The sequence below is a fragment of the Rhodococcus sp. IEGM 1379 genome (genome assembly GCF_030056815.1).
Taxonomy (GTDB): domain Bacteria; phylum Actinomycetota; class Actinomycetes; order Mycobacteriales; family Mycobacteriaceae; genus Rhodococcus_F.
The window spans coordinates 40,273-65,144 of the sequence record NZ_JASHKR010000005.1 but is presented as its reverse complement, the minus strand read 5'-3'; the positions used below and the strand labels follow the sequence as shown (position 1 = coordinate 65,144).

Sequence of the window (24,872 nt, the reverse complement as noted above, 5' to 3'; positions counted from 1 at the left end):
ATCTCGCCCAGATCCCACACGGGCACCGGAACCACGCGGGGACGATGACCAAGTTCATGCAGGTAATGGCCGTACTATCACAGTTGATCAAGGTTGCGACGATACCTTGTGAGCCAATCAACCATGAACACTTGCGGCGACACAGTCACTGATTCGCAATCATTTTTTGGAGCCTTTTTGTCGATCCTGCCCCAAGACGGACGTTTGTCCTGTAAACATAGTGACGTCCGGCCTCGGATTTTCCACCCAATCGAGGCCAGGCCTGCATCCCAACCTGACGCGGGGGCGTCCAGGACCCACTTTGCACGAACGCCCGATTGAATGGAGTACTACATGTCACGCCGCTCACTACGCCACGCTGTTGCCACAACCGCCTCCCTCGCACTCCTTGCCGCGGGCGTCACTGTGGGAATGGGCGCGGGAATTGCCTCCGCGTCACCCGCATGTGCGCTCACCCAGTCAGTCACCGATCGGTGGGCCGGCTCCTTCGGTACGCCTTACACCCTCAGCAAGGAGGTTGCCGGCGACGGCACTGTCGCAGCCGGACACACCGTCACCTACCTCACCAAGGTGTCGGGTTCCGGAGCACTCGTCAACGAGATGCGTGACTTCCACCCGGCAGGGTTCCAGTTGGTTAAGGCGCGCGTTAACGTCAAATGGGTTATCGGGGACCAGCAGTGGACGGACGTTACCAGTACCGCCGTCATCGGCAACAATTCTGTGATTGCCAAGGGCGGTGGGTGGACCACAGCCGGTGGCGGCGTTGTCGCCTTGGAAACCACCTACAAGGTTCCCGATGACGTCCCCGTCGGCACTCAACTCGACAGCGGTGCCGGCACCAATATCGTGCTTGCCAGTGGCAGCTGGAACATCAACCCGATGGGCGTCTGCGTCACCGTCCGTCCGCCGAACCCCGTCGAGGCCGGTTCGGGCAGCCTCGACGATCTGGGCTTCGGCTCCGTGAACACCGGATCAGGCCAGGTCTTCGGCTCGATCACGGACCCACAGGGGTCGCTGACCAACGTCATCGGCGGAGTCCTGGGCAATGTGCTCGGCAATATGAGCTGACCCAGCTAAGCAAAGACAATGGGCGGAGCTACCAGCGCATGCCGGTAGCTCCGCCCATTGTCGTGCCGTACTCCTCTGCAGCTTCCGACGCACGGTCCACTCCGATTTCGCGGCCTTGCCAGCGAGACCGAAGCCACATAGAGCGTGTGCCTCGCTTCGAGGTCGAGGTTATTGGTCGGCCCGTCGAGCAACAACACGTCCGGGCGGCGCAACAGTTGCGCCGCGAGACCGAGTGATACGACCTGACCACCGCTGAGCGTATTTAGTCGCCGGGTGACCCAACTCCCCGAGAGCGAGGGCGCCGGCGGTCAAGGACATTCGTCGAAAAAGCGAGTTCAATCGCCAGATTTTCGGTGCTGGGACATCCGCGACGAAACTCTAGACCAACCGACAGTTGGTACGGAAAATTTACCGAAATATGTTGTCGAACATAAAGTTACATTCACAGAATACTGCCAACCGAACACTACTGCCCTACTCCAGCAGGGGCAGTAGTGTTCGGTTGAGGTCAGGAACCGAACAGGCCACCCAGTGAGCCGAGGCTGCCTGTTCCGCCGTTGCCGCCATCTCCCGGCGTCGCCGACACGCTCACAACAGATTCATCCGACGTCGACTGAGTGAACCCAGCGCGCCCGTTGAATACAGCCTTGATCCGATGATCGCCGATCGAGGTGAACGTGTGCGCCATCCGTGCTACACCATCTGCCCCGACAACAACGGACCCGCCGATAAGCTGGTCACCGTCAAAGAACTGGACGGAGCCCCCACCCGGGTTCGGTGCGATCGTCACCGACAGTTCAACCGCGGCAGACTGTTTCGCCGAAGCCGGAACAGTCAGCGAAGCCGAAGTCGCGACGTCCGACGGAGCCGGATCCGACACGATCACCGATTGTGCTGGTGCCATCGACGGCATGAATCCTGTTGCGCCGGAGTAATACGCCGACACAGCATGTGTTCCCGCTGAGGTGAAGACGTGTTCGTAGGTCGCGCTTCCGTCGGCACTCACGGTGACGGGGTCACCGATATTTGCAGCACCGTCCTTGAATTGGAGAGTACCGGCGGTGGGCAGCGGTGATACCTGCGCCTTCAGAGTCACCGACGTACCGGTCTTGGCGTCACCGGGCACAGTCACAATCGTGTCGGTTTGCTTGACTACCGGCGCTGCGGTCACCGTCACCGTGGACTCCGTCGAGCTCGAACTCAGGAATCCGTTGACTCCCTGAAATGCCGCAGACACTTGTGCTGTTCCGGCGGTATAGAACGTATACGGTAGCCGCGCAACACCATCGACCCCGGGCGCAACCGGCGAACCAATGTCGGAACCGTTAATTCGGAACTGCACGTTGCCGCTCACCGGAGCCGGACCGACATTCGCGACGAGCTCGGTCGGAGTACTCGCCTGTATCGACGCCGGCATCTGCATTGTCGTCGTAGTCGGCTGACTGACGTAAATCGTGGTGAGCGCTTGACCGCCGGCATTGAGGCCGGACGACTTGTTGTCCCGGGGGGAGCAGTTGTATCGCTCCCAGTAATTCACCCCGAAAACATCTTTCTCGCGCTGGACGAAAGTGAGGGCATTCTTGTCGTTGTCGTAATTGGCGGAACCCGAATCGGAGACCCGCACCGACGGCTTGATTTCGGTGCCGGCGGCACCGGCTTTGACCGTGACATCGATCGCGGGCAGACGGAATGTGGTGTTTGCGCCGACGATGATTCCATCACTGGATCGAACTGCGGATTCCGGACCGTTTCCGGTCGTGCGATTCAGACCGGAAATCCGCAGATGTGTACCGGTCGCGGACAAGTTTCCACTGTCGTCGATTCGGGTGACAGTCGGAGTGGCACTGTCGGATCCGAGACCGTAGGCGCTGTTCACCACAAGTTCGGACTTCACGAATTCCACCCCCGCCGGGATATCGAAGTCGTATTTGATCCGCGCCCAATGCACAACCCCCCGGCTGGCATGGCCCCCACTGTTCGCCTTCATCTCCTTCGGCTGCAAACGATAGGTGAAGGTTTCTCCCGGAGTCGCCGTAGCGGGTGCGGTGACAGTAACCCCCGATCCAAGGGTCTCGTTGAACGTGATCGGGCTTGCGGCACCGTCCATCTCGCGGACATGACACGCGGTTGTGAAACCCACGTTCTTGATCTCAGGGTCGGCGGAGGCGGTTGCACCCCCGGCGACCATGAGCACGCCGCCGGCCAACGCGGATACTGCTGTGATCGCGCTGCCGCGCCGGAACACTGTTTTCATCGACGAATCCTGTTCTCTCTTCACAATTTTCACGATCCGAATCCGAGGCTGCCGAGACTGCCGGACCCGGGTTCGGGGACCGATGGTTCGGTGACATTGACCGTGACGGCTCCGGACATGGATTCCATGTATCCCGTGGCACCCAAGTAGTGCGCCGTTATGTTTCGGTCACCGGCCGCGGTCAATGTCCGGTTTACCTTCGCAACGCCGTTGACCACGGCTACCGGAGCTCCGAGGTCGACGTCGCCGTCACGGAACTGCACCATTCCGCCCGACGGCATCGGAGTTACTGTCGCCGTCAGTTCGATCGAATCCCCGACGACTGCACTGGCGGGTGCGCTGATTCGCGTCTCGGTCTGGGCCAGATTCGAATCAACGCTGATTGTTGTCAGCGGCTGACCGCCCGAGTTCAGCGCAGCCGACTTGTTGTCGCGTGGTGAGCAATTGGTAGTCAGCCAATACTTCACCCCACCGAGCAACGTTTCCTGTTGCAGGAAGGTCAGGTAATTGTTCGCGCTGTCGTAGGAACCGGAATTGGTGTCGGTCACACGCAGCATCGGCTTGATCTGGGTACCGACTACCCCCGAAACTACGGTGACATCGACGGCGGGGAGTTGGAATGTCTGCCCGCCGCCGACCTCGATCCCGCCGCCGCTGTTGTTGCTGGTGCTCGGCCCGTTGCCGGCGGTGATGTTGTTGCCCGAGATCCGGAGGTGTGCACCGTTCGGGTCGGAAGAGCCGTTGTCGTTGATCCGATTGACCGACGGTGCGACGCCGCCGAGATTCGAACTCGTACCGGCAGCGATCTGCGCGCCGACAAATGTTGTGCCGGCGGGGATGTCGAAATCGAATTTCAGGCGCGTCCAGTTCACGACGTTTCTGAGGTCGTAGCCGCTGCTGGGTACCGTCATCGGTTTGGGCGCGATGCGATACGTGAAGGTCGAGTTCGGCGGGACGGCAGCCGGTGCGGTGATCGTGACTCCGGAGTCACGCGTCTCGTTGTGGGTGATCGGCCCGGGAAACTGCCAGCCGTGGCACGACGCGGTGAACGGACGATCCACAGGCGCTGCCGATGAAATGCCGCTGCCACCCACTACGAGAGCAAGGCAACCAGCCAAGGACGCGGCAGTTACCGCCCCTCTACGAACCAACGTCGATACCATTCATCTACTCCTTGGTTAGCGCTCGAAAATTCGAGCTCTCGAAACGAACGCTGACGCCTGCACGCGGAGACCATTGGCACTCATGCGGCAATTCGAGCTCGACAGGTACGAGTGAAAGGCTCCTTATCCTGATTGCTCACCAAACCGTCAACGTTCTGAGCAGTAGACCACAGAGCAACCGCCGATTCGTCTGATTCGGGCAAACGACTGGACAATCGTCCAATCATTAGAATGCGACACCCTGTTGAACGAGATTTCTGGTCGACAGAACAGCTTGACGAATCCCGTCCAACACGTCCCACTGCTTCACCGTAAGTGCCGGCGGACAACATTGAACTTGCTTGTTAATAGCTATGCGTCCACCGATATCGTGCCCAAAACCCACGCAGACGGCCGAACCCAACAGGGAGCGGGCGCCATATTCCTGCAGGTAAGGATTGCACGATGCCATCTGACGAGAGTTCCCGGCAACCCATAGTGACACGGGTTACAGGAAGTCAGGATGACCGAATAGTCACTAAGGCGCAAACCTCATATACGATCCGAACTGTGGATCTTGCCGCAAAATGGACGCTTGTCTCAGGCAGTCGCGTTCGGTCTCGAAGTTTCCAATCCATCGTGACCAGGCAAGTATCCCCAGCCTGACGCGGGGGCGTCCAGGACCTGCAATTGCACTACCGCCCGACCAAATGGAGAACCACACATGTCACGCACCTCAGTACGCCGCGCTGTAGCTACCACCGCGTCGCTCACCCTCATCGCCGCCGGCGTCACCGTCGGAATGGGCGCCGGAATTGCCTCCGCTGCACCGACCTGCGAGCAGTCCTCGAGCGCGACCAAGAAGGACGCCTCGACTGGCGAACTGATCGGTGTCGGTCACACCTACACCAAGTCGGTGACCGAAGCCGAGGTAGCTGCCGGCACCGAGGTGACCTACGAGACGGTCATCAGCACCAGCGGAATTGGAAACCCGTTCGTGGACCGAGTGACTGACTTCGCGCCCGGCGGATTCGGCGCACCGGTCCAGGCCGAAGTAACAGCTTTCCACGCAATCGGTGGCCTGAAAACCGAAACCGTAGCGGCGACTGCCGACGGCACCGGATACAAGGTCGCTAGCAGCGGATGGTCCGTCACCGCATCGAACCCGTTGACGGTCAAGATGACCTACCTTGTACCTGCCGGCGTTTCTGTAGGCGACGAGATCACCAGCGGCGGCATCTCCGTTGCAGGCACCGCGGCCGTCGGCAACAACTTGCCGAACCTCGACGCTTGCTTCACCGTTCGTGCCAAGAACGCCGGCGAATCGGTCTCCGGCAGCCTCGACGGAGCGGGCCTCGGATCTTCCGACAGCAACATGTCCTCGACCGGATCGCTCAGCGACTTCATCGGCGACGTCATTTCCCGGATCTTCAAGAACGGCAGCTAGTTCCGTTCCACTAACCGTGGACCTGCTCGAAGCCACCGCACTTCGAGCAGGTCCACGGTTTTGTTCTATCCGAGGCCGTCGCGTCCTATTCTCGACAGATGACAAGACCTCGCACACGCCACCTCACCCAGGCTGCAGTAGTCGCAGCATCAGTTGCGGCGATTGCCCTCGGCAGTACCGGGATGGCGTCGGCTCAAGACGAGTGGCCGCCGATACCCCCGTACCCGAGCCCGTCGGTGCCGTTCGATAACTCGAATTTCCTCACCCCCGATAACCCGGCGTACTGGAATCCGCTTGTGAACGAGGACCGACTGACATCGCCGTTCGGCACCAGCACGCGCATTGTGTGCACTTCCTTTCACGGAGCCCTGACCGGCTGCTGGCAGGCCGATCAGTACGGAAATCCGCACAAGCTTGTGCGTTTGCAGGCCAATTTTCCGAGCGTGACGGGATCCGGTCTTCCCGGCGGCGGGCCCGGCCACTTCGTCTATCCAGGATTCATCCCTGGGAGCTGATCAAAATTCTTCGAATATTTGTTCGAACAATGCTAACCTGAAACAGGACGCACCGACGAGCACATCGAGGACCGCCATGAACGAGACAACAGAGGCAACTCACGAGTTGCAGCGATTGGTCGACGAGTTGACGGTGCTCGATCAGCGCCGCGTCGATATCGGCGAGAGTTTGGTTCACCTCGAGTATGTCTACGCGCATGCCGGTGCCCGGCAAGAAGCAGAAGCAGCCCGAAAAGCCTTCCAGGAACAGTATGTCGGCAGAATTTACGAGCTTGCCGACGGCCTTCGCACATGAAAATAGGTTGCGCCCAGCACCTCTCGGCGAGCATTGTCATCCCTGCACACCACAAAAGAACCACCAGGTTCCGATGTGCACTATGTGGGAGAAAATGATGGAGAAGATTACCAAAAGGCTGTGGAACTGGGCATCGATTCTCGACGAGAAGACTCGCGAGCAAGCGTTGCGTACGTCCCAGATGCCTTTTGTCCAGCCGCATCTGGCGTTGATGCCCGACGCACACCTCGGTGCGGGAGCAACGGTCGGCTCGGTCATCCCAACCGAAGGTGCAATCATGCCGGCTGCTGTCGGCGTGGATATCGGCTGCGGGATGATCGCGGTCAAGACTCAGTTCAACGCCTATGACATCGAAGGCCGCGACCTGAGCACACTTCGCCACAGCATCGAACGCTCCGTCCCACTATCGGCCGGTGTCTACAACAAGGCACTGACCGAAACCGCAAAACCACGTATCGCAGAACTCGAGACGATGGCCGGTGATCGCTTGCCGTTCTACGATCAGTTCAAGAACAACTGGCGGTTTCAACTCGGAACACTCGGGTCCGGCAACCATTTCATCGAGGTCACAGTCGACGAAAATGACGCGCTCTGGCTGTTCCTGCATTCGGGCAGTCGCGGTATCGGCAACAAGATCGCGCACCATCACATCAAGATCGCCAAGGACCTGTGCGCCCGCTGGCACATCGACTTGCCTGACCCGGACCTGGCTTACCTGATCGAGAAGACACCCGAATTCGATTGTTACATCAACGATCTCAACTGGGCGCAGCATTTTGCACTCTTGAATCGTGAGGAGATGATGGATCGGGTGGTGTCGGACTTCGCGCACTTCGTCGGTAATGGCACGCCAGCCGTCATCGAGGAACTCGAGCGGATCAACTGCCACCACAACTTCACCCAGAAAGAGTTCCATATGGGTCGCGGCGTGTGGCTGAGCAGAAAGGGTGCGATCAAAGCCGACGTCGGCACGCCCGGACTGATTCCAGGCTCCATGGGAACTGCCAGCTACGTCGTAGTCGGCAAGGGCAACGTGCCGTCGTTCAAATCCAGCCCGCACGGAGCCGGACGTGTGTACGCCCGTAACCGGGCCAGGAAGACTTTCACGATCGACGATCTCGACAAGGCTATGGTCGGGATCGAATACAAGCGGTCGACGGCGTTCCTGGACGAGATTCCCGGAGCGTACAAGGACATCGACGTGGTGATGGACGACGCGAATGACTTGGTCGAGATCCGCCACACCTTACGTCAGATAGTCAATGTGAAGGGCGACTGAGCGCAGAACCGACAAGGTCCGCAAAACACGGATGGCCCCGCCAAGACAATTGGCGGGGCCATCTGTGGAGTAGGTTCAGTCCGGCAAACGCAGGTCCGGCTTGTCCAGCTCTTCGATATTGACGTCCTTGAACGTCACGACGCGCACGTACTTCACGAATCGAGCCGGGCGGTACATGTCCCACACCCACGCGTCGGACATCCGCAGTTCGAAGTAGATTTCGCCATCCGAATTATGCGGTAGCAACTCGACCGTGTTGGCGAGATAAAAACGTCGTTCCGTCTCCACGACGTAGGAGAACTGTCCGACGATGTCCCGGTATTCGCGATAGAGCGAAAGCTCCATCTCGGTTTCGTATTTCTCGAGATCCTCGGCACTCATCGGTTTAGCCAGTCCTCCCAGTTCGTCTGAACATCTATCATCCCGTATGGCCTGCACGCTGCTGCACCCGGAGTCCCGCAGCAACAACATTGGCGTAGGTCATGCGATGCTCGGCGCACGGACCCAACTCGTCGAGCGCGTCCATGTGCAGTGGTGTGCTGTATCCCTTGTGTATCGCAAATCCGTATCCGGGATGGATACCGTCCATCCCTTCCATGACGTGATCACGCGTCACCTTGGCAAGAACACTGGCCGCCGCGATGCACGCAGCAGCGGCGTCACCGCCGATCACCGGTAAGGACGGCGCGGTGAGGCCGGGGACTCGAAAGCCATCGGTGAGAACGTATCCCGGCGGCGTCTCGAGGCCGGCGACAGCGCGTCGCATTCCTTCGATATTGGCGACGTGAATTCCGATCCGATCAATTTCTTCAGGCGCGACCGAAATGACGCTCCACGCCAGAGCGAGCCGCTTGATCACCGGAAAGAGTTCTTCGCGGGCCCGTTCGGTGAGCTTCTTCGAATCATCCAGTCGCGCAAGGGCTACGTGAGGTTTGGGTGCCAATACACAAGCCGCGATTACGAGCGGGCCGGCGCACGCACCGCGTCCAGCTTCGTCGACACCGGCAACCGGACCCATCCCGGTTCGATACAGCGCAGACTCCATTGTTCGCAAACCTGTCGATCTGCGAATGACAACGCGAGGTGGCCAACTATTCGAACTACTCACGGCCTTACAAACTCAATTACCTTGGGGGTTAGGCGAACTGATGCTGCCCATACGGGAGGGTGGGAGCACGATGAAGCGTGCCCGCCCGATGACGTTGTCGAGCGGGATGGTTCCTTGAAGCTCGTCTTGGACGTGGGAGCGCGAGTCGGCGGAGTTGCTGCGGTTGTCGCCCATCACCCACACATGCCCCTCGGGAACGGTGACGGGCGCGAAGCACCGGCCTGATTTCACGGCGGTAGTGCAATCCAAAACGCCCGGAGTGAAGGGAAAGTCCATTTTGACGTAGGGCTCGTCGAGCGGCTTGCCGTCGACCATGACGCGGCCTTGTTCATCGCAGCACTCAACGGTCTGCCCGCCGGTGGCGATCACTCGCTTGACCAGATCGTTCTCGTCCGGTGGCACCAGGCCAACCCACGAGCCGACCTCTTGAAGGCCACGTTTCACAGTGTTGTCGGACCGATTGGACGTGTATCGCGTGTTCCACGAATCGGGGCCTTTGAAGACTATGACGTTGCCGGGTTCCGGGTCGCCGAAGCGGTATCCGATTTTTTCGACAACGATGCGGTCTCCCGTACATCCGGTACAACCGTGCAGGGTCGGCTCCATCGATTCGGACGGGATAAGAAAAACGCGAAAGACGAAGGCTTGGAGCACAATGCTCAGGACAAGCGCTACACCGATGAGTATCGGCAGTTCGCGAAAGAACGATCGCTGCTTCTTAGGCGGACGATGTGAATTCTTGTCTGACTTCGGGGGATTCGTCGCAGTCGGTTCCTCGGAACTGACGGATTCATCGTGATTCTCGGTACCGGACGACAATGCCTGCTCCTTCGAAGAATCTTCCACAAAAACAGACTAGCCCGGCACCGCGCGTACGCGGTGCCGGGCCAGAAAGAAAGATCAGCGCTTTTCCTTGATCTTTGCCTTCTTGCCGCGCAGCTCGCGCAGGTAGTACAGCTTGGCGCGACGGACGTCACCGCGGGTCAGAACCTCGATGGAGGCCAGCGTGGGGCTGTGAACCGGGAACGTTCGCTCGACACCGACGCCGAAGGAAACCTTGCGGACGGTGAAGGTTTCGCGAACGCCGCCACCCTGACGACGAATAACGACGCCCTTGAAGACCTGCACGCGCTCCTTCGAGCCTTCGATAACCTTGACGTTCACGTTGAGCGTGTCGCCGGGGCGGAAGTCAGGAATGTCGTCGCGAAGCGACTTCTTATCCAGGAAGTCCAAAGTGTTCATGTGTAATCCTTGCGTTTGCAGGAGCAGAGGAACCGAGCGGCGCTCGCTCCGGTTGCCCGAATCGACGCTCGTCTGGTTCGTGCCCAGATCAAGTACTGCTGCCTGGTCCAGGCAACCCGTCCATTGTGCCAGATGGCGATGCCATCGGCGAAACCGGAGGTGGCGGAGCTGGGTGAATCGTGTGGTCGAGTACTTCTTCCGCTGCTGTCATCGCATGTTCGACGCTCGGTGAACCGGCGATGACATCTTGGATGTAGATCTTGGCCCGGATGACCGGCCGACGCCATTTCCGTTCCCGCTCGAGCGCACGTCTCATCTTTTTCGGTTTGCGTGTGTACCGCCAGCGCGCCCACGGAGCGCCAGGTCTACTGAGTCGGATCGCGCCGATTATCAGCAACGGCAGAACAAACAAGCCGACAAGACCGGTCCAGATCTTGCCTTTGAGAATCACCATCGCAGCCAACCCGAAATTGATCAGTGCGATGAATACAAAAATCAGCTTGACCCAGGGATTTCGTTCCTCCCGGAACCCTGCCAGATCCAACAATTCGAGCGGCCGGAAACCGAGCAGCACGAGTCCGGTGACTGCGACGGCGACAAATACCGCGTCAACCGACGTCCTGCCTTGCTCCGACCAGTACACGTCCTTGAGATAGAAGATCAGCGCAAATTCGTCCAGTACCAGCGCCGCGCCCATACCGAAGATCGCGGCGAGTACAGCGCCTGTTGTCTGAGAGCCGTCCACGTAGACGGCTATCAGAGCGCCACCGGAGATCATCATCGCGACAACCCCGAACACCACATGGTGAACATGCTGGCCACCCGGCGTGATGTTGCCCGGCCACCATTTCACCTGGGCGCGGATCATCCGCACACTCAGCCGAATCAACAGGAACGCGGACAGAAACCCGAGGAGAAAAAACAGCAACGGGAGTCTTCCGTGGCCGATGATCTCGCGTTCGAGCCACTCTCCCATCACTGCCCTCGTTCCTGCCGGTAATCCACCAGGTCCCGATCAGGAGTGGCAGAGCGGGCTTTGTGCATCATCGAAGACGCTATTTTCCGAAACCCGCGTTTCGCAAGGCATCAGCCATCGAACCCGCCGCCGGCGCGCGGTTGTCGGGACGCTTGTCTCGACCGCCCTGCTGGGCGCCGCCGCGGCGTTGCTGACCACCTTGGCCCTGACTCGCACTCTGGCCGCCGCGCGAGCCTTCCGGCTTACGCGGTGCGCCCACCTCGTCGTCCAGGCGCAGTGTCAGTGCAATCCGCTGACGCGCCTCGTCGACCTCGAGAACCTTGACCTTCACGACGTCACCCGACTTCACGACTTCATGCGGATCTTTGACAAAGCTGTGGGACATCGCCGAAACGTGAACCAATCCGTCCTGGTGCACGCCCACGTCGACAAACGCTCCGAAGGCAGCGACGTTGGTGACAACACCTTCGAGAACCATGCCCGGCTTGAGGTGTGACACTTTTTCGATACCGGCTGCGAAGGTGGCCGTCTTGAATTCCGGGCGCGGGTCACGACCTGGCTTTTCCAGTTCGGAGATGATGTCCGTGACGGTCGGGAGACCGAATCGTTCGTCGACATAATCGGCGGCGCGCACCGATCGCAGAGCCGTGGTGTTCCCGATGATGCTCCGCACATCTCCGCCGGCACCGGCAACGATCTTGCGGACAACGGGGTACGCCTCCGGATGCACGCTCGACGCGTCGAGCGGATCGTCACCCTCGACGATTCGAAGGAAGCCCGCACACTGCTCGAATGCCTTGGGCCCCAACCGCGAAACATCCTTGAGCGCCTTGCGCGTTCGGAACGGTCCATTTTGATCTCGGTGCGCAACAATGCTTTCCGCCAGCGAACCGGCGATGCCGGAGACGCGGGCCAGTAGTGGCACAGAGGCGGTGTTGACGTCGACGCCGACAGCGTTCACCGCATCTTCGACCACCGCATTGAGCGAGCGGGAGAGAAGCGACTCGGTGATGTCGTGCTGGTACTGGCCGACACCGATGGACTTGGGGTCGATCTTGACCAACTCGGCCAACGGGTCTTGGAGACGACGGGCGATGGACACCGCTCCACGGATCGACACGTCGAGGTCCGGAAGTTCTTGGGACGCATACGCCGAGGCGGAGTAGACGGAGGCTCCCGCTTCGGACACGACGATCTTCGTCAGATTCGGGGCGCCGGTCTTGGCGATCAGTTCGGTGGCGAGGGTGTCGGTCTCACGCGAGGCGGTGCCGTTGCCGATGGCGATCAACTCGACGCCGTACTTGGTAACCAGCCCGGTCAAAACCGCGAGCGAGGCATCCCACTTGTTGTGCGGCTGATGGGGATAGATCGTTTCGTAAGCCAGAACCTTGCCCGTTCCGTCGACGACGGCAACCTTGGTGCCGGTCCGAAGTCCGGGATCGAGGCCCATGGTCGGACGGGCGCCCGCCGGCGCCGCGAGGAGAAGGTCCTTGAGGTTGGTCGCAAATACGTCGACGGCGTCCTTCTCCGCGGACTGACGCAGACGCATGCGCACATCGACTCCGAGTGTGACCGCAAATTTGGTCTTCCAGGCCCATCGAACGGTGTCGAGGAGCCAGCGATCGGCTGCGCGCCCACGGTCCGCGATGTCGAACCGGGTGGCGATTCGTCCTTCGTAGACGGTCCGCTCCCCCGGCGCCAATTCCTCGGTGTCGGCCGCCATGGTCACCGACAGGACTTCTTCTTTCTCGCCGCGAAGAACGGCAAGAATCCGGTGTGAGGGCAACTTCGCGAAGGGCTCCGAGAATTCGAAGTAGTCAGCAAACTTCGAGCCATCGGTTTCCTTGCCCTTACGAACTGCGGAAACGACCTGTCCGCGCGTCCACATCAACTCTCGTAAATCACCGACGAGATCGGCATCCTCGGCAAAACGTTCGACCAGGATCGCGCGAGCACCGTCACGTTGCTCGTCCGAGTACTGCGCTGGGTCTGTGGTGGGATCACCGATCAGTGCGTCGGCGACGGGCTCGTGACCGGCCTCACGGGCAATCTGCGCCTTGGTGCGACGCTTCGGCTTGAACGGCAGATAGATGTCTTCGAGCCGAGCCTTTGTGTCGGCAATCATGATCTGACCACGCAGTTGATCATCTAGTTTGCCCTGTGACTCGATCTCGGCGAGGACGGCATCTCGGCGCTCGTCGAGCTCGCGGAGATAGCGCAGACGCTCCTCCAGCAGTCGCAGCTGCGCGTCGTCGAGAGTGCCGGTGACTTCTTTTCGATACCGGGCGATAAAGGGCACGGTGGCACCGCTGTCCAGGAGGTCGACGGCCGCAGCCACCTGCCCTTCACGGACGTCGAGTTCCTCGGCAATGCGCTGGTTCACGGTCTTGAGAATCACGAGATCCGACCCTACCGCTATCCTGTGACAAGTAGACCGGCAGACAGCGCCGGCTCCAGAGCGCCGGGGGAAACGATGACTGCGCGGTTCGTCCGGATACTCGCCATAGCGGCTGCAGTTACTTTTGCAGCATCATGCAGCGGCGTGGAAAGTCCCGACGTGGGCGCTGCGACACAAACTCCGGCCTTCCCCGATACCGACGTGCCCATAGCGCCGACTCTCGACGCCAGGCTCGTTCAAGCCCAGTCCGCGGCGCTCGAACGTGGCGCCGACGTGTCGATTTCGGTGTTCGACCGAACCTCGAACCGGTATCTCGAAGTCGGTGGCGACCAAAAGATCGAAACCGCATCTGTTGCAAAGCTTTTCATCGCCGAAGACCTGCTGCAGCAGGATGCACACGGCGAACGAGCCCTGAGCGACGACGACTGGGGGCTCATAGAAGCCATGCTCGAGGCCTCCGACGACAACGCGGCCAACACCCTGTGGGACGCCGCCGGCGGCCCCGATGTCGTGACCCGAGTCGCGCAGCGATACTCCTTGATGTCCACAACCGCTCCCGTGGACGGCATGTGGTGGAACACCGAGACCACGTCCCACGACCTCATTACGTTCTACGATGGCATTCTGGACGACGTCACGCAGCTAGGCGAAGAACGCTCGAGTCGGCTCGTCAATTACCTACGCCAATCCGCACCCACAGCGGCTGATGGATACGACCAACGTTTCGGCCTCCCGGAAGCCCTGTTCGACGAGCCGGTGCTCGGCGTCAAACAAGGGTGGATGTGCTGCATCAACGATCGGTGGCTCCACCTGTCCACAGCCGTCGTCGGCGAGGACAACAGGTACATCGTCGCGATTGCATCTCGCGAGAACATTCAATATCCGGGCGACGACAACGATGACGCCTACCCGGATACGTCGTTCACCGATGTGATCGACGACGACAGCGCGCTTCATGCACGCGACACCGTGACGGGCGTGACACAAATCCTCTTCCCCGACGGAGCAATCGACGATTGGTCGAAACCCCAGACGCCGAATGATCAACCGGCACAGGAAGCTTCGGGCCGGTAGTTCTCACCAGCGGTACGACGTCACCGCATCCACAACACGAGCTTGCTGATCTGCGCTCAACATGGGCCACAAGGGAAGTCGCAGAATAGTCGTAGAAAACAATTCACTGCGGACGCACGGTTGCGGCGTTCTGCCGTAGCGTTTGCCGGCGGCACTGGAATCGAGCGGCACATAGTGAAACGGTGCCACGATTCCCTGCTCAGCCACATGGCGAATCATTGCGTCACGAATCTGCTCGTTCGGCATTCTGACGTAGAACAGGTGAGCGGTGTGCTCGCAATCCGGCGGGACCGTCATGAGATGGACGTCGCGCTCCTGCGCCCAGTCCGCCAAGCCCGTGCGGTAGCCGTCCCACACTCGATGCCGCTGCGCCTGGACTGTTTCGAACTCGGACAGTTGAGCGTCCAGCACCGCCGCATTCAGTTCGCTGGGGAGATAGCTCGACCCGATGTCCTGCCACGAGTACTTGTCCACCTGACCTCGGAGGAACCGAGCCCGGTTCGTGCCCTTTTCCCGGATGATCTCGGCGCGCTCCATGAGCGTGTCGTCGGAGAGCAACAATGCGCCACCCTCGCCGCAGTGAATGTTCTTCGTATCGTGGAAACTTTGGGTGCCGACCGCCCCGATGGTGCCGAGTTTGCGTCCCCGCCAGGAACCGCCCAATCCGTGTGCATTGTCCTCGATGAGAGCGATTCCATTCTGCTGGGCGAGCGCCGACAACGGTTCCATGTCAGCGGCCACACCGCCGTAGTGCATGACGAGTACAGCTTTGGTGCGCGCTGTGATTGCGTCGGCAACTGCTGCGGGGTCGATGTTTCCGGTCGCCAAGTCGATGTCGACAAACACGATGGTCGCGCCTCGTAGCGCCACTGCGGTGGCCGCGGAACTGAATGCGAAACTCGGCACGATCACCTCGTCGCCCGGTCCGAGTTCCAGCAGAAGCCCGCCCAGTTCGAGCGCATGGGTGCAGGACGTGGTCAGCAGTGCATGCTTCGAGCCGGTGATCTCCTTGATTCTGGCCGTCGACGACGCGGTGAATCGGCCGTCTCCGTGGATGTGATCCGACTCCAAAACTGTTGCCAGATTGTTCAATTCGTTTGCGGCGCGGTAGGGGCGACTGAAAATGATGCGGTCAGTGTTCACGAGCTACGCCATTCGTTTCACATGCAGCGCTCGGCCGACTCGAACCTGAATCCGCCCACCGCGGCGAATCCACCTTCAGATACAGCGGTTTGCCCACCAGGATGTGCAGTGCCACACCGAGATACTCGGCAATGAGGCCGAGTGAGAACAGGATTGCGCCCGAGCACACGAGGAGCGCCACGATCATCGACGCCCACCCCTCGGGGTCGTTGTTGTCGCCGGTCACTGCTTGAACGAAGATCACCGCAGCCACGATCACACCGGCGAGCGCAAGAGTCACACCGAGCAGACTGACCACCCGCAGGCCGCGGGTTCCACTGCACAAGACCATCTTCCAGAACAACGAGAACAGCCGGCGATAGTTGTATCCGGACTCCTCGCGCCCTTCGGCGCGCAGAGCAACCGGGACCGACGCGGTGTTTCCCACCACCCAGGTCAAGGCGACGTCAAGGTAAGCACCATTGGCGGCGACCTCGGCAAGTTGCCGACCGATATCACCGCGGATGAGCCGGAAGCTTTCGAATCGCGCTGATGCCGGGAACGAAAATATCGTCCCCAGAACAGTTTTTGCGCCCCTCGACGTCACGTTTCGCAAGAATCCGTGCGGACGGGTGTTGGTTGGCTTGGAATAAACGAGGTCGGCACGCTCGGCTAGTGCCGTGTCCAGGAAGGAACCTATACAGGCCGGATCATGCTGCCCGTCCTCATCCATCGTGACTACCCAATCACCGCGAGCAGCAGCCATCCCGGCGATCGTCGCAGCGTCCTGGCCGTAGTTGCGGCTGAGCCAGACAACACGAACCTGCTCGAAGCGACGTTCCAACTCGAGAAGAACAACATCGGACCGGTCCGGTCCGTTGTCGTGAACCAGAACTATCTCGTCGACCCTGAAATTGGCACCGGCGGAACTGACACACGGACCGGAGAGTCCATCCAATTCCTCGACCAACGCCGTAATGGTCTTTTCGCCCTGGTAAACGGGCACTACGACGGAAATCGAGTGCACTCGCTTCTGCTCCCTTCGAGGGTCTCGGCTTGTGCCGAGAATGTGCGCCACCGGCCTCACACCGTCGCGAACTTTAACACGCGCATACGTGACGGACCCGAATGATCCCGGCAGTTCGGACACACGCGTCGCCGTGCGCCCGGTCACCGATGTTAAGGTCTGGAACTCGTGGTGGAAACTCGTGGTCACGCCCGACTCGATGTGTACAAATGGGGCGCTGTTACAGCAGTCGGTGTGATCGCGGGATATGTGGCGGTCATCCTCGCCAATGCTCGCCATTTCTACACCGACGACACCGAGTCCCAGTACGCCCCTCTGTGGGTAATGCTCGGACAGCACCTGCGCGCAGGCAACCTACCGGTGTTGATCCCCGAGCATTGGATGGCGGGCAACTACGCCATCGAGGAAGCCGGCCTTCTCAACCCACCGCAACTCCTGATCAACCTGATCGCGCCGTCGTTCGACAACTTGGCGTTGTACGCCACGCTCGTAAAGTTGGTCTTTGCGATCATTCTCGGGCTCGGCGTGTATCGGATCTGTCTCGAATACGGTTCGAAGCCGGCTTGGGCTGCGGTCGCCGGGGTATCAATTCCCTTCACCGGATTCTTACTGTTCTTCGACGAGGCCAGCTGGATGACAGCGTTCACCGGCACCGCCTGGATGGTGCAGGCGTGGGCGTCGGCGATCCGGTACTCCCGCGGCAAGAGCGGGCCTATACCGACCTTCGTGTTCCTGTATCTGGCGATATCCGTCCAATATGTCTTTCCGGCCGTCGAATCCGCCCTGATGATCGCTGCGGTGGCCATCGGCGAGGTTGTCTACCAACGACGCTGGGCACCGTCGCTGCGACTACTTGCGGTGGCTGCAAGCGCCGCGCTGGCCGGCATGGCCACGTATATCCCGAGTGTGCTCACCGCCGATGTCACCTGGCGGGGCGCATCCGAGATCAAGAACGACCAATTCCTCGCTGTTCCCTGGTCGGAATCTCTGAACGCCAGCCTGCCCAGCACCATGCCTGCCTTCACCTCCTGGTGGGGCTATATCCAGACGATGCCGATGGTCTACATCGCCTGGTTCCTGATCCCCGCGCTGGCATTCATCGACTGGGGCAAGGCCCGCAGTGCGGCGCGCGAACTGACCAGCGTCGGAATCTTCACGGTGGCCGTGTTGATGTGGACTGCCGGACCGAGCAATATCGGCCCCTTGCGGTGGCCTGCCCGCGTGCTGCCGATGGTTGCAATCGGACTGCTGGTGCTGGTCTGCACGCTCCTGGGCCGATACGCCACCACCGACAACCTGCGACGCCGCGCCACCGCTGCGGTACTCCTGATCGGGCTGCTGCTGGTGCGTTCCGCGTCAGCCGCTCCCAGCCTGCTCGAGTGGCACCTCGTCTCAGCCGTTCTGGTAGCGGGCCTCGGGGCAGCCGTGGTCTGGCTCGGCTGCAACAAGGGCACCGCCGCGGCCTGCATCGTCGCGATCGTCGCCGTCTCCCCCATTGCCTACGCCCAGGTTCGGGCCGCACAGCCGACGCCGATGAGCTGGAATCTTCCCGAATCTCGCTCGGACATGACTGCAGCTTTCCCCGATTTCGACGGCACAACACTGCAGCTCGCGGATCGCGCTCTGATCGCACCGGGCGACCGCACATTGAGCGGCGCCTACGGATCACTCGCATTCGGCAACTACCCCAAGGATCTGGGGCTCACCTACACCAGCGGCTACACCCCCAACGGGCACTACTACTTCGGCGATATCCTGTGCATGCGTTGGGACATGAGCGTGTGCTCCGACGCTTTCCGACGCGCCTTCAGCGTCGAACCGGCCACCGGCCGCACCTTCGTCGATCTGATGAACGTAGACCGAGTTGTCCTGCAGAACGCCCTGTATCCGAATGCTCGCAGCGGGCCCGCGCCCGACGGCTGGAAATGGGTCGACTACCCCGGCCACGAGAATTTCATTTCGGGACTCGAACGGGTCGACGGACCGGTCTCGACGCGGAACGGTCGAATCTCCGATACCCAAGGCGTAGAAGCAACGTCGATCGCCGAATCGAACATGTCGAGCACTCTTCGAGTGAGTTCGGAGAGCGGCGGAAAGGTCGTCTTCGCACGCTTGGGCTGGCCGGGCTACCGGGCGACGTTGAACGGCGAGTCGGTACCCATCGACGTAGTCGCGAAGTCCTTTGTCACCGTGGACGTTCCGGCCGGCACGAAAGATGCCGAACTGGTTCTGACCTGGCGACCCCCGGGCTGGAAGATCGGTGCCGCCTCGGCGATCGCAGGATTGGCCGGACTCGGCGTCCTCGAATGGATGTACCTGCGCGGCCGTCGACGTGACCGAATTGCCAATGCTCCGAGCGCTTTACCGTGAGCACCGAAGATGCCCACACGGCCGACCCCGGGCCGCTTCTGCGGATCGTGAAACATCAGCCGATCGCGTTTGCCATTGTCGGAGTGGCAAATACGGTGATCGGGTACCTGCTGTTCGTTGTGTGGATGCTGATCCTCGACAATGAGAAGCTGTACCAGGTTGCACTGATCGGCGCCTACAGCGTCAGCGTTCTCATAGCGTTTGTGCTGCACCGGACACTGGTTTTCCGGGTACGCGGCCAGGTGGCCCGCGATCTCGCGGCGTTTGTCGTCGTCAACTCAGGCGGACTTGCTCTCAACCTGATTCTGGCGACAATTGCCGTGTCCGTTTTCCATGCGCCACCACTACCGGCGCAGGCAGTGGTGATGCTGATCGTGGCCGGAGTGAGCTTCTTCGGGCACCGCTACTTCTCGTTCCGGCGCAGCCCGGCTGGCCAGCCCTAGTCGCGAGGCAAGAAGGACAAGATATCTGGCTGTACGGCGACGGAATACTCGCGGGAGCGCTGCTTCCCGAAATCGATGGGTTGATTATCAAGAGATATCCAGTGGTGGCCGGTGCGGGAGTGCCGATGTTTGCCGGAACTTTCGAGCCGACACTGTTCGCCCCCACCGCCACCGAGTCTTTCGACAACGGCGCGAGCGTCACCTGGCTGACGAGAAATAACTAGGGAAGCAGATCCGGTCGACGCTCGGCGGTGCGCTGCAAGGACTGCTCACGACGCCACGCCTTGACCTTGGCATGATCGCCGGACAGCAGAACCGGCGGAACCTCGAGATCTCGCCACACCGCCGGGCGTGTGTAGCTGGGGCCTTCGAGAAGTCCGTCGGAGAACGAATCCTCTTGGTGTGAAAGCTGATTGCCGAGAACACCGGGCATCAGACGGACAACAGCTTCAACCATCACGAGGACAGCCGCTTCACCGCCGATCAGCACGTAGTCACCGATGCTGACTTCCTCGACACGCACACGCTTGGCCGCGTCGTCGAAGACTCGCTGATCGATACCCTCGTACCGACCGCACGCGAAGACCAGATGTCTTGCCTTCGACCAACGCTCCGCCGTGGCCTGAGTAAACGGAACACCGGCGGGAGTGGGCACCACCAGAATTGTTTCCGCGTCGTCCGGCCCTTCGGATTCGGAACGTCCGATGACGTCGTCGAGGGCGGGACCCCAGACCGTGGGCTTCATGACCATGCCCGGTCCCCCGCCGTACGGGGAATCGTCGACGGCCTTATGAACGTCTTGCGTCCAGGATCGAAGATCGTGAACGTCCACCGAGATCAAGCCACGTTCGATTGCCTTGCCCAACAGGGCAGCACGAAGCGGTTCGAGATACTCGGGAAAGATTGTGACTACGTCGAGACGCATGAAGAGATCAGTCGCTATCGGAATTAGCTTTGTCGCCGAAGTCCGGGTCGAGAAGCCCTTCCGGGGGTGCGATCTCGATGAGACCGTCAGTGGTGGACACCTTTGTCACGATTGCAGCGACAAACGGAACCAACAACTCGCCGGATGTCTCACCGGTGCGCCTGATTGAGAGCAATTCGCCTGCGGCGGAATGCAATACCTCGATCACGGAACCAACTTCGGTGCCGTCGGCCAGTACGACCTTCAGACCTTCGAGTTCGTGATCGTAGAACTCGTCCGGATCGTCGGACGGTTCGAGATCTGCGGTGTCGATGACAAACATCGTGCCCCGCAAGGCATCTGCTTCGCCTCGATCGGCGATGCCGACAAGGCGCAGCAGAAGCCGCCCGGAATGATTCCGGGCAGCTTCCACCGTGTACGACTTCAGTGTCGACTCGCGCGGCTTGTGTCCGTTCAGCACGGCGCCTACGGCAAAGCGTTCTTCGGGTTCGTCAGTACGAACGTCGACGACAAGCTCACCTTTGATGCCGTGTGACTTTGCGACACGGCCGACTACGAGTTCCACTGTTTCTGCCGTCTACTGATCGGTGTCGACGACGTCGACGCGAATGCCACGGCCACCGATACCGGAGACCAGGGTCCGCAGAGCGGTCGCGGTACGTCCGCCCCTGCCGATGACCTTGCCGAGATCGTCAGGATGCACATGCACCTCGACGGTACGTCCACGGCGTCCGGTCATCAGTTCGACGCGAACGTCGTCAGGATTGGCGACAATGCCGCGAACCAAATGCTCTACCGCATCAGCGACGACGGCACTCACTTGTCAGCAGCCTCGGCGTCTGCAGCGGGAGCCTCGGCAGCAGCCTCGACCTCTTCGACCTTGGCGGCCTTCTTCTTCTTGGGGGTGATTGCTTCTGCAACCGGCTCGCTCTCAGCCTGCGCGAGGGCAGCCTGGAAGAGTTCGAGCTTGGTGGGCTTAGCTTCCTTGACACGCAGGGTGCCTTCGGTGCCCGGGAGGCCCTTGAACTTCTGCCAGTCACCGGTGATCTTGAGGAGAGCTTCGACAGGCTCGGTGGCCTGTGCGCCAACGCCCAACCAGTACTGTGCGCGCTCGGAGTCGATCTCGATGAAGGAAGGCTCTTCCTTCGGGTGGTACTTGCCGATCGTCTCGATCGAACGGCCGTCGCGACGGGTGCGAGCGTCGGCAATGACAACGCGGTACTGGGCGTTGCGGATCTTGCCGAGGCGGGTGAGCTTGATCTTGACAGCCATGGCTGTGGTACTCCTTCAGCGCGCACGAATGCGGCGCGCGTGTCACGTGCAATTCAGCAACTCACACGAATTTGTGAGTCCGGTTTTGCCTCTAACCTGTGACCGTCGCAGCGGTACGTAACCGATTGCGACGAACAGTCGTCTATTGTGCCAGATCCGGTTCCCCTGGTGAAATCCGGGGAGCCGAATTCAGTCGAAAAAGTTTCCGCGAAGCATCACTCGAGTGGGCTTCGACAGCACAGCTGTGTTTCCGCGCGGATCTTCCTCGAATACAACGAGGTCAGCGGGCGCCCCTTCGACGATCCCCGGCGCCCCCAGCCAGCCACGTGCGTCCCAGCAAGCCGCCCCGAGAGCGTCGTGCGCCGACAGCCCGGCCAAGTGGAGTTCGGCCACCTCGTCCGCGATCCGTCCGTGCAGGATCGATCCCCCGGCATCGGTGCCGGCATAGATCGGAATGCCCGCTTCATGGGCTGCGCCGATCGTCTGATGACGCCGCGCATGCAGATCGCGCATGTGCGCGGCGTAGATCGGGTACCGCGTTGCCGAGTCTGCAATTCCGGGGAATGTCGCGATGTTGATGAGCGTCGGAACCAGCGCGGTGCCGCGGGAGACCATCAAATCGATGGTCTCGTCCGTCAACCCCGTGCCGTGTTCGATGCAGTCGATACCGGCGTTGATCAGACCGGGCAAAGCGTCTTCGGCAAACACATGCGCCGTCACCTTGGCACCTTCGGCATGGGCCGCCGCAATCGCCTCGACCAGAATCTCGTCACTCCACAGCGGCGCGAGGTCCCCCACGGAACGATCGATCCAGTCGCCGACGAGTTTTACCCAGCCGTCGCCGGCCCGCGCTTGACGCGCTGCCTCGGCGGGGAGCTGCGATTCGTCGTCGAGATCGACCGGCAGTCCCGGGATGTATCGCTTGGGCGCAGCAATGTGCTGACCGGCGCGAATGATCCGCGGAAGATCGAGACGCTCATCGATGAACCGGGTATCGACGGGTGAACCGGCGTCGCGCAACAACAGCACTCCGGCGTCACGCTCGGTTTCGGCCTGCGCAATCAGACCCTCGATGCTCTCCCCGCCACCACCGCCGAAGCGGATTCCGACATGGCAATGCGCGTCGACTAGTCCCGGAGCGATCCAGCCCGATTCCACGACGGTCTCGGCGCCGGCGACCGGTTCGAAGGTGATCCGGCCGTCGACAACCCACAGTTCGATGGGCGCAGCATCGGGCAGACCGATCCCCCGCAGATGCAGAACACTCATTTTTTACTTCTTGGGGAGCTTGAGCTGGGAAAGGTCGATGCCTTCGAGCCCGGGAGGCAACTGGTCGAGTCCTGGAGGCATCCCGGAGAGATCCGGCATTCCCGCGGGCATTCCGCCAGGCATACCCGGGAATCCGCCCATACCGGGGAAGCCTCCGCGCATCTTGGGCTGCGTCGGGCCCTTGCCGCCCTTCTTGCCCTTCTTGCCCTTCTTGCTACGCACCTGCTTACGTGCGCCGGGCAGGCCCATACGTCCGGCCATGGCGGCCATCATCTTTCGAGCGTCGAAGAACCGGTCCACCAGCTGGTTGACGTCGGAAACCTTGACGCCCGAGCCGTTGGCGATACGCAGGCGACGCGACGCGTTGATGATCTTGGGATCTTCACGCTCGGCCGGCGTCATACCGCGAATGATGGCCTGAATGCGGTCGAGTTGCTTCTCGTCGACGTTGGCGAGCGCGTCCTTCATGCCGCCGGCACCGGGGAGCATCCCCAGGAGATTGCCGATCGGGCCCATCTTGCGCACGGCCATCATCTGGTCGAGGAAGTCTTCGAGAGTGAGCTGACCGGAGCCGATCTTGGCGGCCGTTGCCTCGGCCTGATCGGCGTCGAAGACCTGCTCGGCCTGCTCGATGAGGCTGAGAACGTCGCCCATACCGAGGATGCGACTGGCCATGCGGTCCGGATGGAAGACGTCGAAGTCTTCGAGCTTCTCGCCCGTGGACGCGAACAGAATCGGCTGGCCGGTGACTTCACGGACGCTCAGCGCGGCGCCGCCTCGGGCGTCGCCGTCGAGCTTGGTGAGGACGACGCCGGTGATGCCGACTCCCTCACGGAAAGCGTCGGCGGTGCTGACCGCGTCCTGACCGATCATCGAGTCGAGAACAAAAATGGTTTCGTCGGGGTTGACGGCGTCACGGATGCCGGCGGCCTGAGCCATCAACTCCGAATCGATACCGAGGCGACCGGCGGTATCGACGATGACCACGTCGTAATGCTTGTTACGTGCTTCTTCGACACCCGCGCGAGCTACCTCGACGGGGTCGGCAGCGGAGACACCGAGCGCGTTGTCGCCACCACCGATGGAGGTGCCGGGATGCGGCGCGAAGACTGCTGCTCCGGCGCGCTCACCGACGATCTGCAGCTGGGTGACGGCGCCGGGGCGCTGAAGGTCGCAGGCGACCAGAAGGGGCGTGTGGCCCTGGTCCTTGAGCCACTTGGCCAGCTTTCCGGCCAGCGTGGTCTTACCGGAACCCTGCAGACCGGCCAACATGATGACCGTCGGCGGGTTCTTGGCGAACTGCAGTCGACGCGTTTCGCCGCCGAGAACCTGAACGAGTTCTTCGTTGACGATCTTGACGACCTGCTGGGCCGGGTTGAGTGCGCCGGAAACCTCGGCGCCCTTCGCGCGTTCCTTGACCTTGGCGATGAAGCTGCGCACCACGGGCAGCGCCACGTCGGCCTCGAGAAGTGCGAGGCGGATCTCACGGGCCGTAGCGTCGATATCGGCGCCGGACAGACGACCCTTACCACGCAGATCCTTGAGAGATCCGGTCAATCTGTCGGAAAGGGATTCGAACACCGAGTGCGCTCCTGAATGTCGTGCGAGTTGGCCGTGGATATTCTCGGGCACCAGCCTAGCCGCTA

24 protein-coding genes and 1 pseudogene are annotated in these 24,872 nt (G+C 61.0%); 8 read left to right on the top strand and 17 right to left on the bottom strand.

What is annotated here, in order from left to right; all coding sequences use genetic code 11:
- Positions 1-333 precede the first annotated feature (333 nt).
- Positions 334-1,068 (top strand): hypothetical protein, encoded by a 735-nt coding sequence (locus QM600_RS04810; RefSeq protein ID WP_283260333.1) that lies wholly within the window; start codon positions 334-336, stop codon positions 1,066-1,068.
- 131 nt (positions 1,069-1,199) lie between these two features.
- Here the strand turns inward: QM600_RS04810 and QM600_RS04805 are convergent.
- From QM600_RS04805 to QM600_RS04795, 3 genes and pseudogenes are all read right to left on the bottom strand, one after another.
- Positions 1,200-1,340: pseudogene (locus QM600_RS04805) on the bottom strand (ATP-binding cassette domain-containing protein); the annotation flags it as partial.
- A 236-nt stretch (positions 1,341-1,576) separates the two neighbouring features.
- Positions 1,577-3,322, bottom strand: a complete 1,746-nt coding sequence (locus tag QM600_RS04800; protein ID WP_283260332.1) for an Ig-like domain-containing protein — start codon at positions 3,320-3,322, stop codon at positions 1,577-1,579.
- Between the two features lie 29 nt (positions 3,323-3,351).
- Positions 3,352-4,485 carry an Ig-like domain-containing protein gene (locus tag QM600_RS04795; RefSeq protein WP_283260331.1) on the bottom strand — a complete coding sequence of 378 codons (1,134 nt, stop codon included), beginning with the start codon at positions 4,483-4,485 and terminating at the stop codon, positions 3,352-3,354.
- 703 nt (positions 4,486-5,188) lie between these two features.
- Between QM600_RS04795 and QM600_RS04790 the strand changes: the two genes are divergently transcribed.
- The 4 genes from QM600_RS04790 to QM600_RS04775 all read left to right on the top strand — a co-directional run bounded on the left by QM600_RS04790 (position 5,189) and on the right by QM600_RS04775 (position 8,000).
- A complete protein-coding gene (locus tag QM600_RS04790) occupies positions 5,189-5,911 on the top strand; it encodes a hypothetical protein (RefSeq protein WP_283260330.1) in 723 nt (240 codons plus the stop codon).
- Between the two features lie 98 nt (positions 5,912-6,009).
- A complete protein-coding gene (locus tag QM600_RS04785) occupies positions 6,010-6,426 on the top strand; it encodes a hypothetical protein (protein ID WP_283260329.1) in 417 nt (138 codons plus the stop codon).
- Positions 6,427-6,502: 76 nt separating this feature from the next.
- Positions 6,503-6,721 (top strand): hypothetical protein, encoded by a 219-nt coding sequence (locus QM600_RS04780; protein WP_094272291.1) that lies wholly within the window; start codon positions 6,503-6,505, stop codon positions 6,719-6,721.
- Positions 6,722-6,818: 97 nt separating this feature from the next.
- Positions 6,819-8,000 (top strand): RtcB family protein, encoded by a 1,182-nt coding sequence (locus QM600_RS04775; protein WP_283260328.1) that lies wholly within the window; start codon positions 6,819-6,821, stop codon positions 7,998-8,000.
- A gap of 75 nt (positions 8,001-8,075) precedes the next feature.
- Here the strand turns inward: QM600_RS04775 and QM600_RS04770 are convergent, their stop codons facing one another.
- The 6 genes from QM600_RS04770 to QM600_RS04745 form a co-directional block, all read right to left on the bottom strand.
- Positions 8,076-8,381, bottom strand: coding sequence for a DUF2469 domain-containing protein (locus tag QM600_RS04770; RefSeq protein WP_003942715.1), 306 nt, complete (start codon positions 8,379-8,381; stop codon positions 8,076-8,078).
- Between the two features lie 37 nt (positions 8,382-8,418).
- The gene (locus tag QM600_RS04765) at positions 8,419-9,108 is read right to left on the bottom strand and encodes a ribonuclease HII (protein ID WP_283260327.1); all 690 of its coding nucleotides are present in this window, start codon (positions 9,106-9,108) and stop codon (positions 8,419-8,421) included.
- A gap of 12 nt (positions 9,109-9,120) precedes the next feature.
- The gene (gene lepB, locus QM600_RS04760) at positions 9,121-9,954 is read right to left on the bottom strand and encodes a signal peptidase I (protein WP_283260326.1); all 834 of its coding nucleotides are present in this window, start codon (positions 9,952-9,954) and stop codon (positions 9,121-9,123) included.
- A gap of 54 nt (positions 9,955-10,008) precedes the next feature.
- On the bottom strand, positions 10,009-10,350 hold the full coding sequence (gene rplS, locus QM600_RS04755) for a 50S ribosomal protein L19 (protein WP_033236539.1): 342 nt from the start codon (positions 10,348-10,350) through the stop codon (positions 10,009-10,011).
- A gap of 88 nt (positions 10,351-10,438) precedes the next feature.
- Positions 10,439-11,326, bottom strand: a complete 888-nt coding sequence (locus tag QM600_RS04750; RefSeq protein ID WP_283260325.1) for a hypothetical protein — start codon at positions 11,324-11,326, stop codon at positions 10,439-10,441.
- A gap of 79 nt (positions 11,327-11,405) precedes the next feature.
- Positions 11,406-13,724, bottom strand: a complete 2,319-nt coding sequence (locus tag QM600_RS04745; RefSeq protein WP_283260324.1) for a Tex family protein — start codon at positions 13,722-13,724, stop codon at positions 11,406-11,408.
- Positions 13,725-13,799: 75 nt separating this feature from the next.
- Between QM600_RS04745 and QM600_RS04740 the strand changes: the two genes are divergently transcribed.
- Positions 13,800-14,798, top strand: a complete 999-nt coding sequence (locus QM600_RS04740) for a serine hydrolase (RefSeq protein WP_283260323.1) — start codon at positions 13,800-13,802, stop codon at positions 14,796-14,798.
- A 3-nt stretch (positions 14,799-14,801) separates the two neighbouring features.
- On the opposite strand, the gene rffA is transcribed toward QM600_RS04740, so the two are convergent.
- Together rffA and QM600_RS04730 are read right to left on the bottom strand one after the other, a co-directional pair.
- Positions 14,802-15,941: a dTDP-4-amino-4,6-dideoxygalactose transaminase gene (gene rffA, locus QM600_RS04735; protein WP_283260322.1), complete on the bottom strand. Its 1,140-nt coding sequence runs from the start codon at positions 15,939-15,941 to the stop codon at positions 14,802-14,804.
- On the bottom strand, positions 15,931-16,947 hold the full coding sequence (locus QM600_RS04730; protein ID WP_283260321.1) for a glycosyltransferase: 1,017 nt from the start codon (positions 16,945-16,947) through the stop codon (positions 15,931-15,933). The genes rffA and QM600_RS04730 overlap by 11 nt, the downstream gene beginning before the upstream one ends.
- Positions 16,948-17,118: 171 nt before the next feature.
- On the opposite strand from QM600_RS04730, the gene QM600_RS04725 reads away from it, so the two are divergent.
- Together QM600_RS04725 and QM600_RS04720 are read left to right on the top strand one after the other, a co-directional pair.
- Positions 17,119-19,317, top strand: coding sequence for a hypothetical protein (locus QM600_RS04725; RefSeq protein WP_283260441.1), 2,199 nt, complete (start codon positions 17,119-17,121; stop codon positions 19,315-19,317).
- The gene (locus QM600_RS04720) at positions 19,314-19,760 is read left to right on the top strand and encodes a GtrA family protein (protein WP_283260320.1); all 447 of its coding nucleotides are present in this window, start codon (positions 19,314-19,316) and stop codon (positions 19,758-19,760) included. Before QM600_RS04725 ends, QM600_RS04720 begins: the two co-directional genes overlap by 4 nt.
- A 220-nt stretch (positions 19,761-19,980) precedes the next feature.
- Here the strand turns inward: QM600_RS04720 and trmD are convergent, their stop codons facing one another.
- The 6 genes from trmD to ffh form a co-directional block, all read right to left on the bottom strand.
- Positions 19,981-20,685, bottom strand: a complete 705-nt coding sequence (gene trmD / locus QM600_RS04715) for a tRNA (guanosine(37)-N1)-methyltransferase TrmD (protein ID WP_283260319.1) — start codon at positions 20,683-20,685, stop codon at positions 19,981-19,983.
- A gap of 7 nt (positions 20,686-20,692) precedes the next feature.
- The gene (rimM, locus tag QM600_RS04710; protein WP_283260318.1) at positions 20,693-21,250 is read right to left on the bottom strand and encodes a ribosome maturation factor RimM; all 558 of its coding nucleotides are present in this window, start codon (positions 21,248-21,250) and stop codon (positions 20,693-20,695) included.
- Between the two features lie 12 nt (positions 21,251-21,262).
- On the bottom strand, positions 21,263-21,505 hold the full coding sequence (locus QM600_RS04705; protein ID WP_033236551.1) for an RNA-binding protein: 243 nt from the start codon (positions 21,503-21,505) through the stop codon (positions 21,263-21,265).
- Positions 21,502-21,957 carry a 30S ribosomal protein S16 gene (rpsP, locus tag QM600_RS04700; protein WP_283260317.1) on the bottom strand — a complete coding sequence of 152 codons (456 nt, stop codon included), beginning with the start codon at positions 21,955-21,957 and terminating at the stop codon, positions 21,502-21,504. Before rpsP ends, QM600_RS04705 begins: the two co-directional genes overlap by 4 nt.
- 189 nt (positions 21,958-22,146) lie before the next feature.
- The gene (locus QM600_RS04695) at positions 22,147-23,226 is read right to left on the bottom strand and encodes an amidohydrolase family protein (protein ID WP_283260316.1); all 1,080 of its coding nucleotides are present in this window, start codon (positions 23,224-23,226) and stop codon (positions 22,147-22,149) included.
- 3 nt (positions 23,227-23,229) lie between these two features.
- Positions 23,230-24,807, bottom strand: a complete 1,578-nt coding sequence (ffh, locus tag QM600_RS04690) for a signal recognition particle protein (RefSeq protein WP_283260315.1) — start codon at positions 24,805-24,807, stop codon at positions 23,230-23,232.
- Positions 24,808-24,872: the final 65 nt, after the last annotated feature.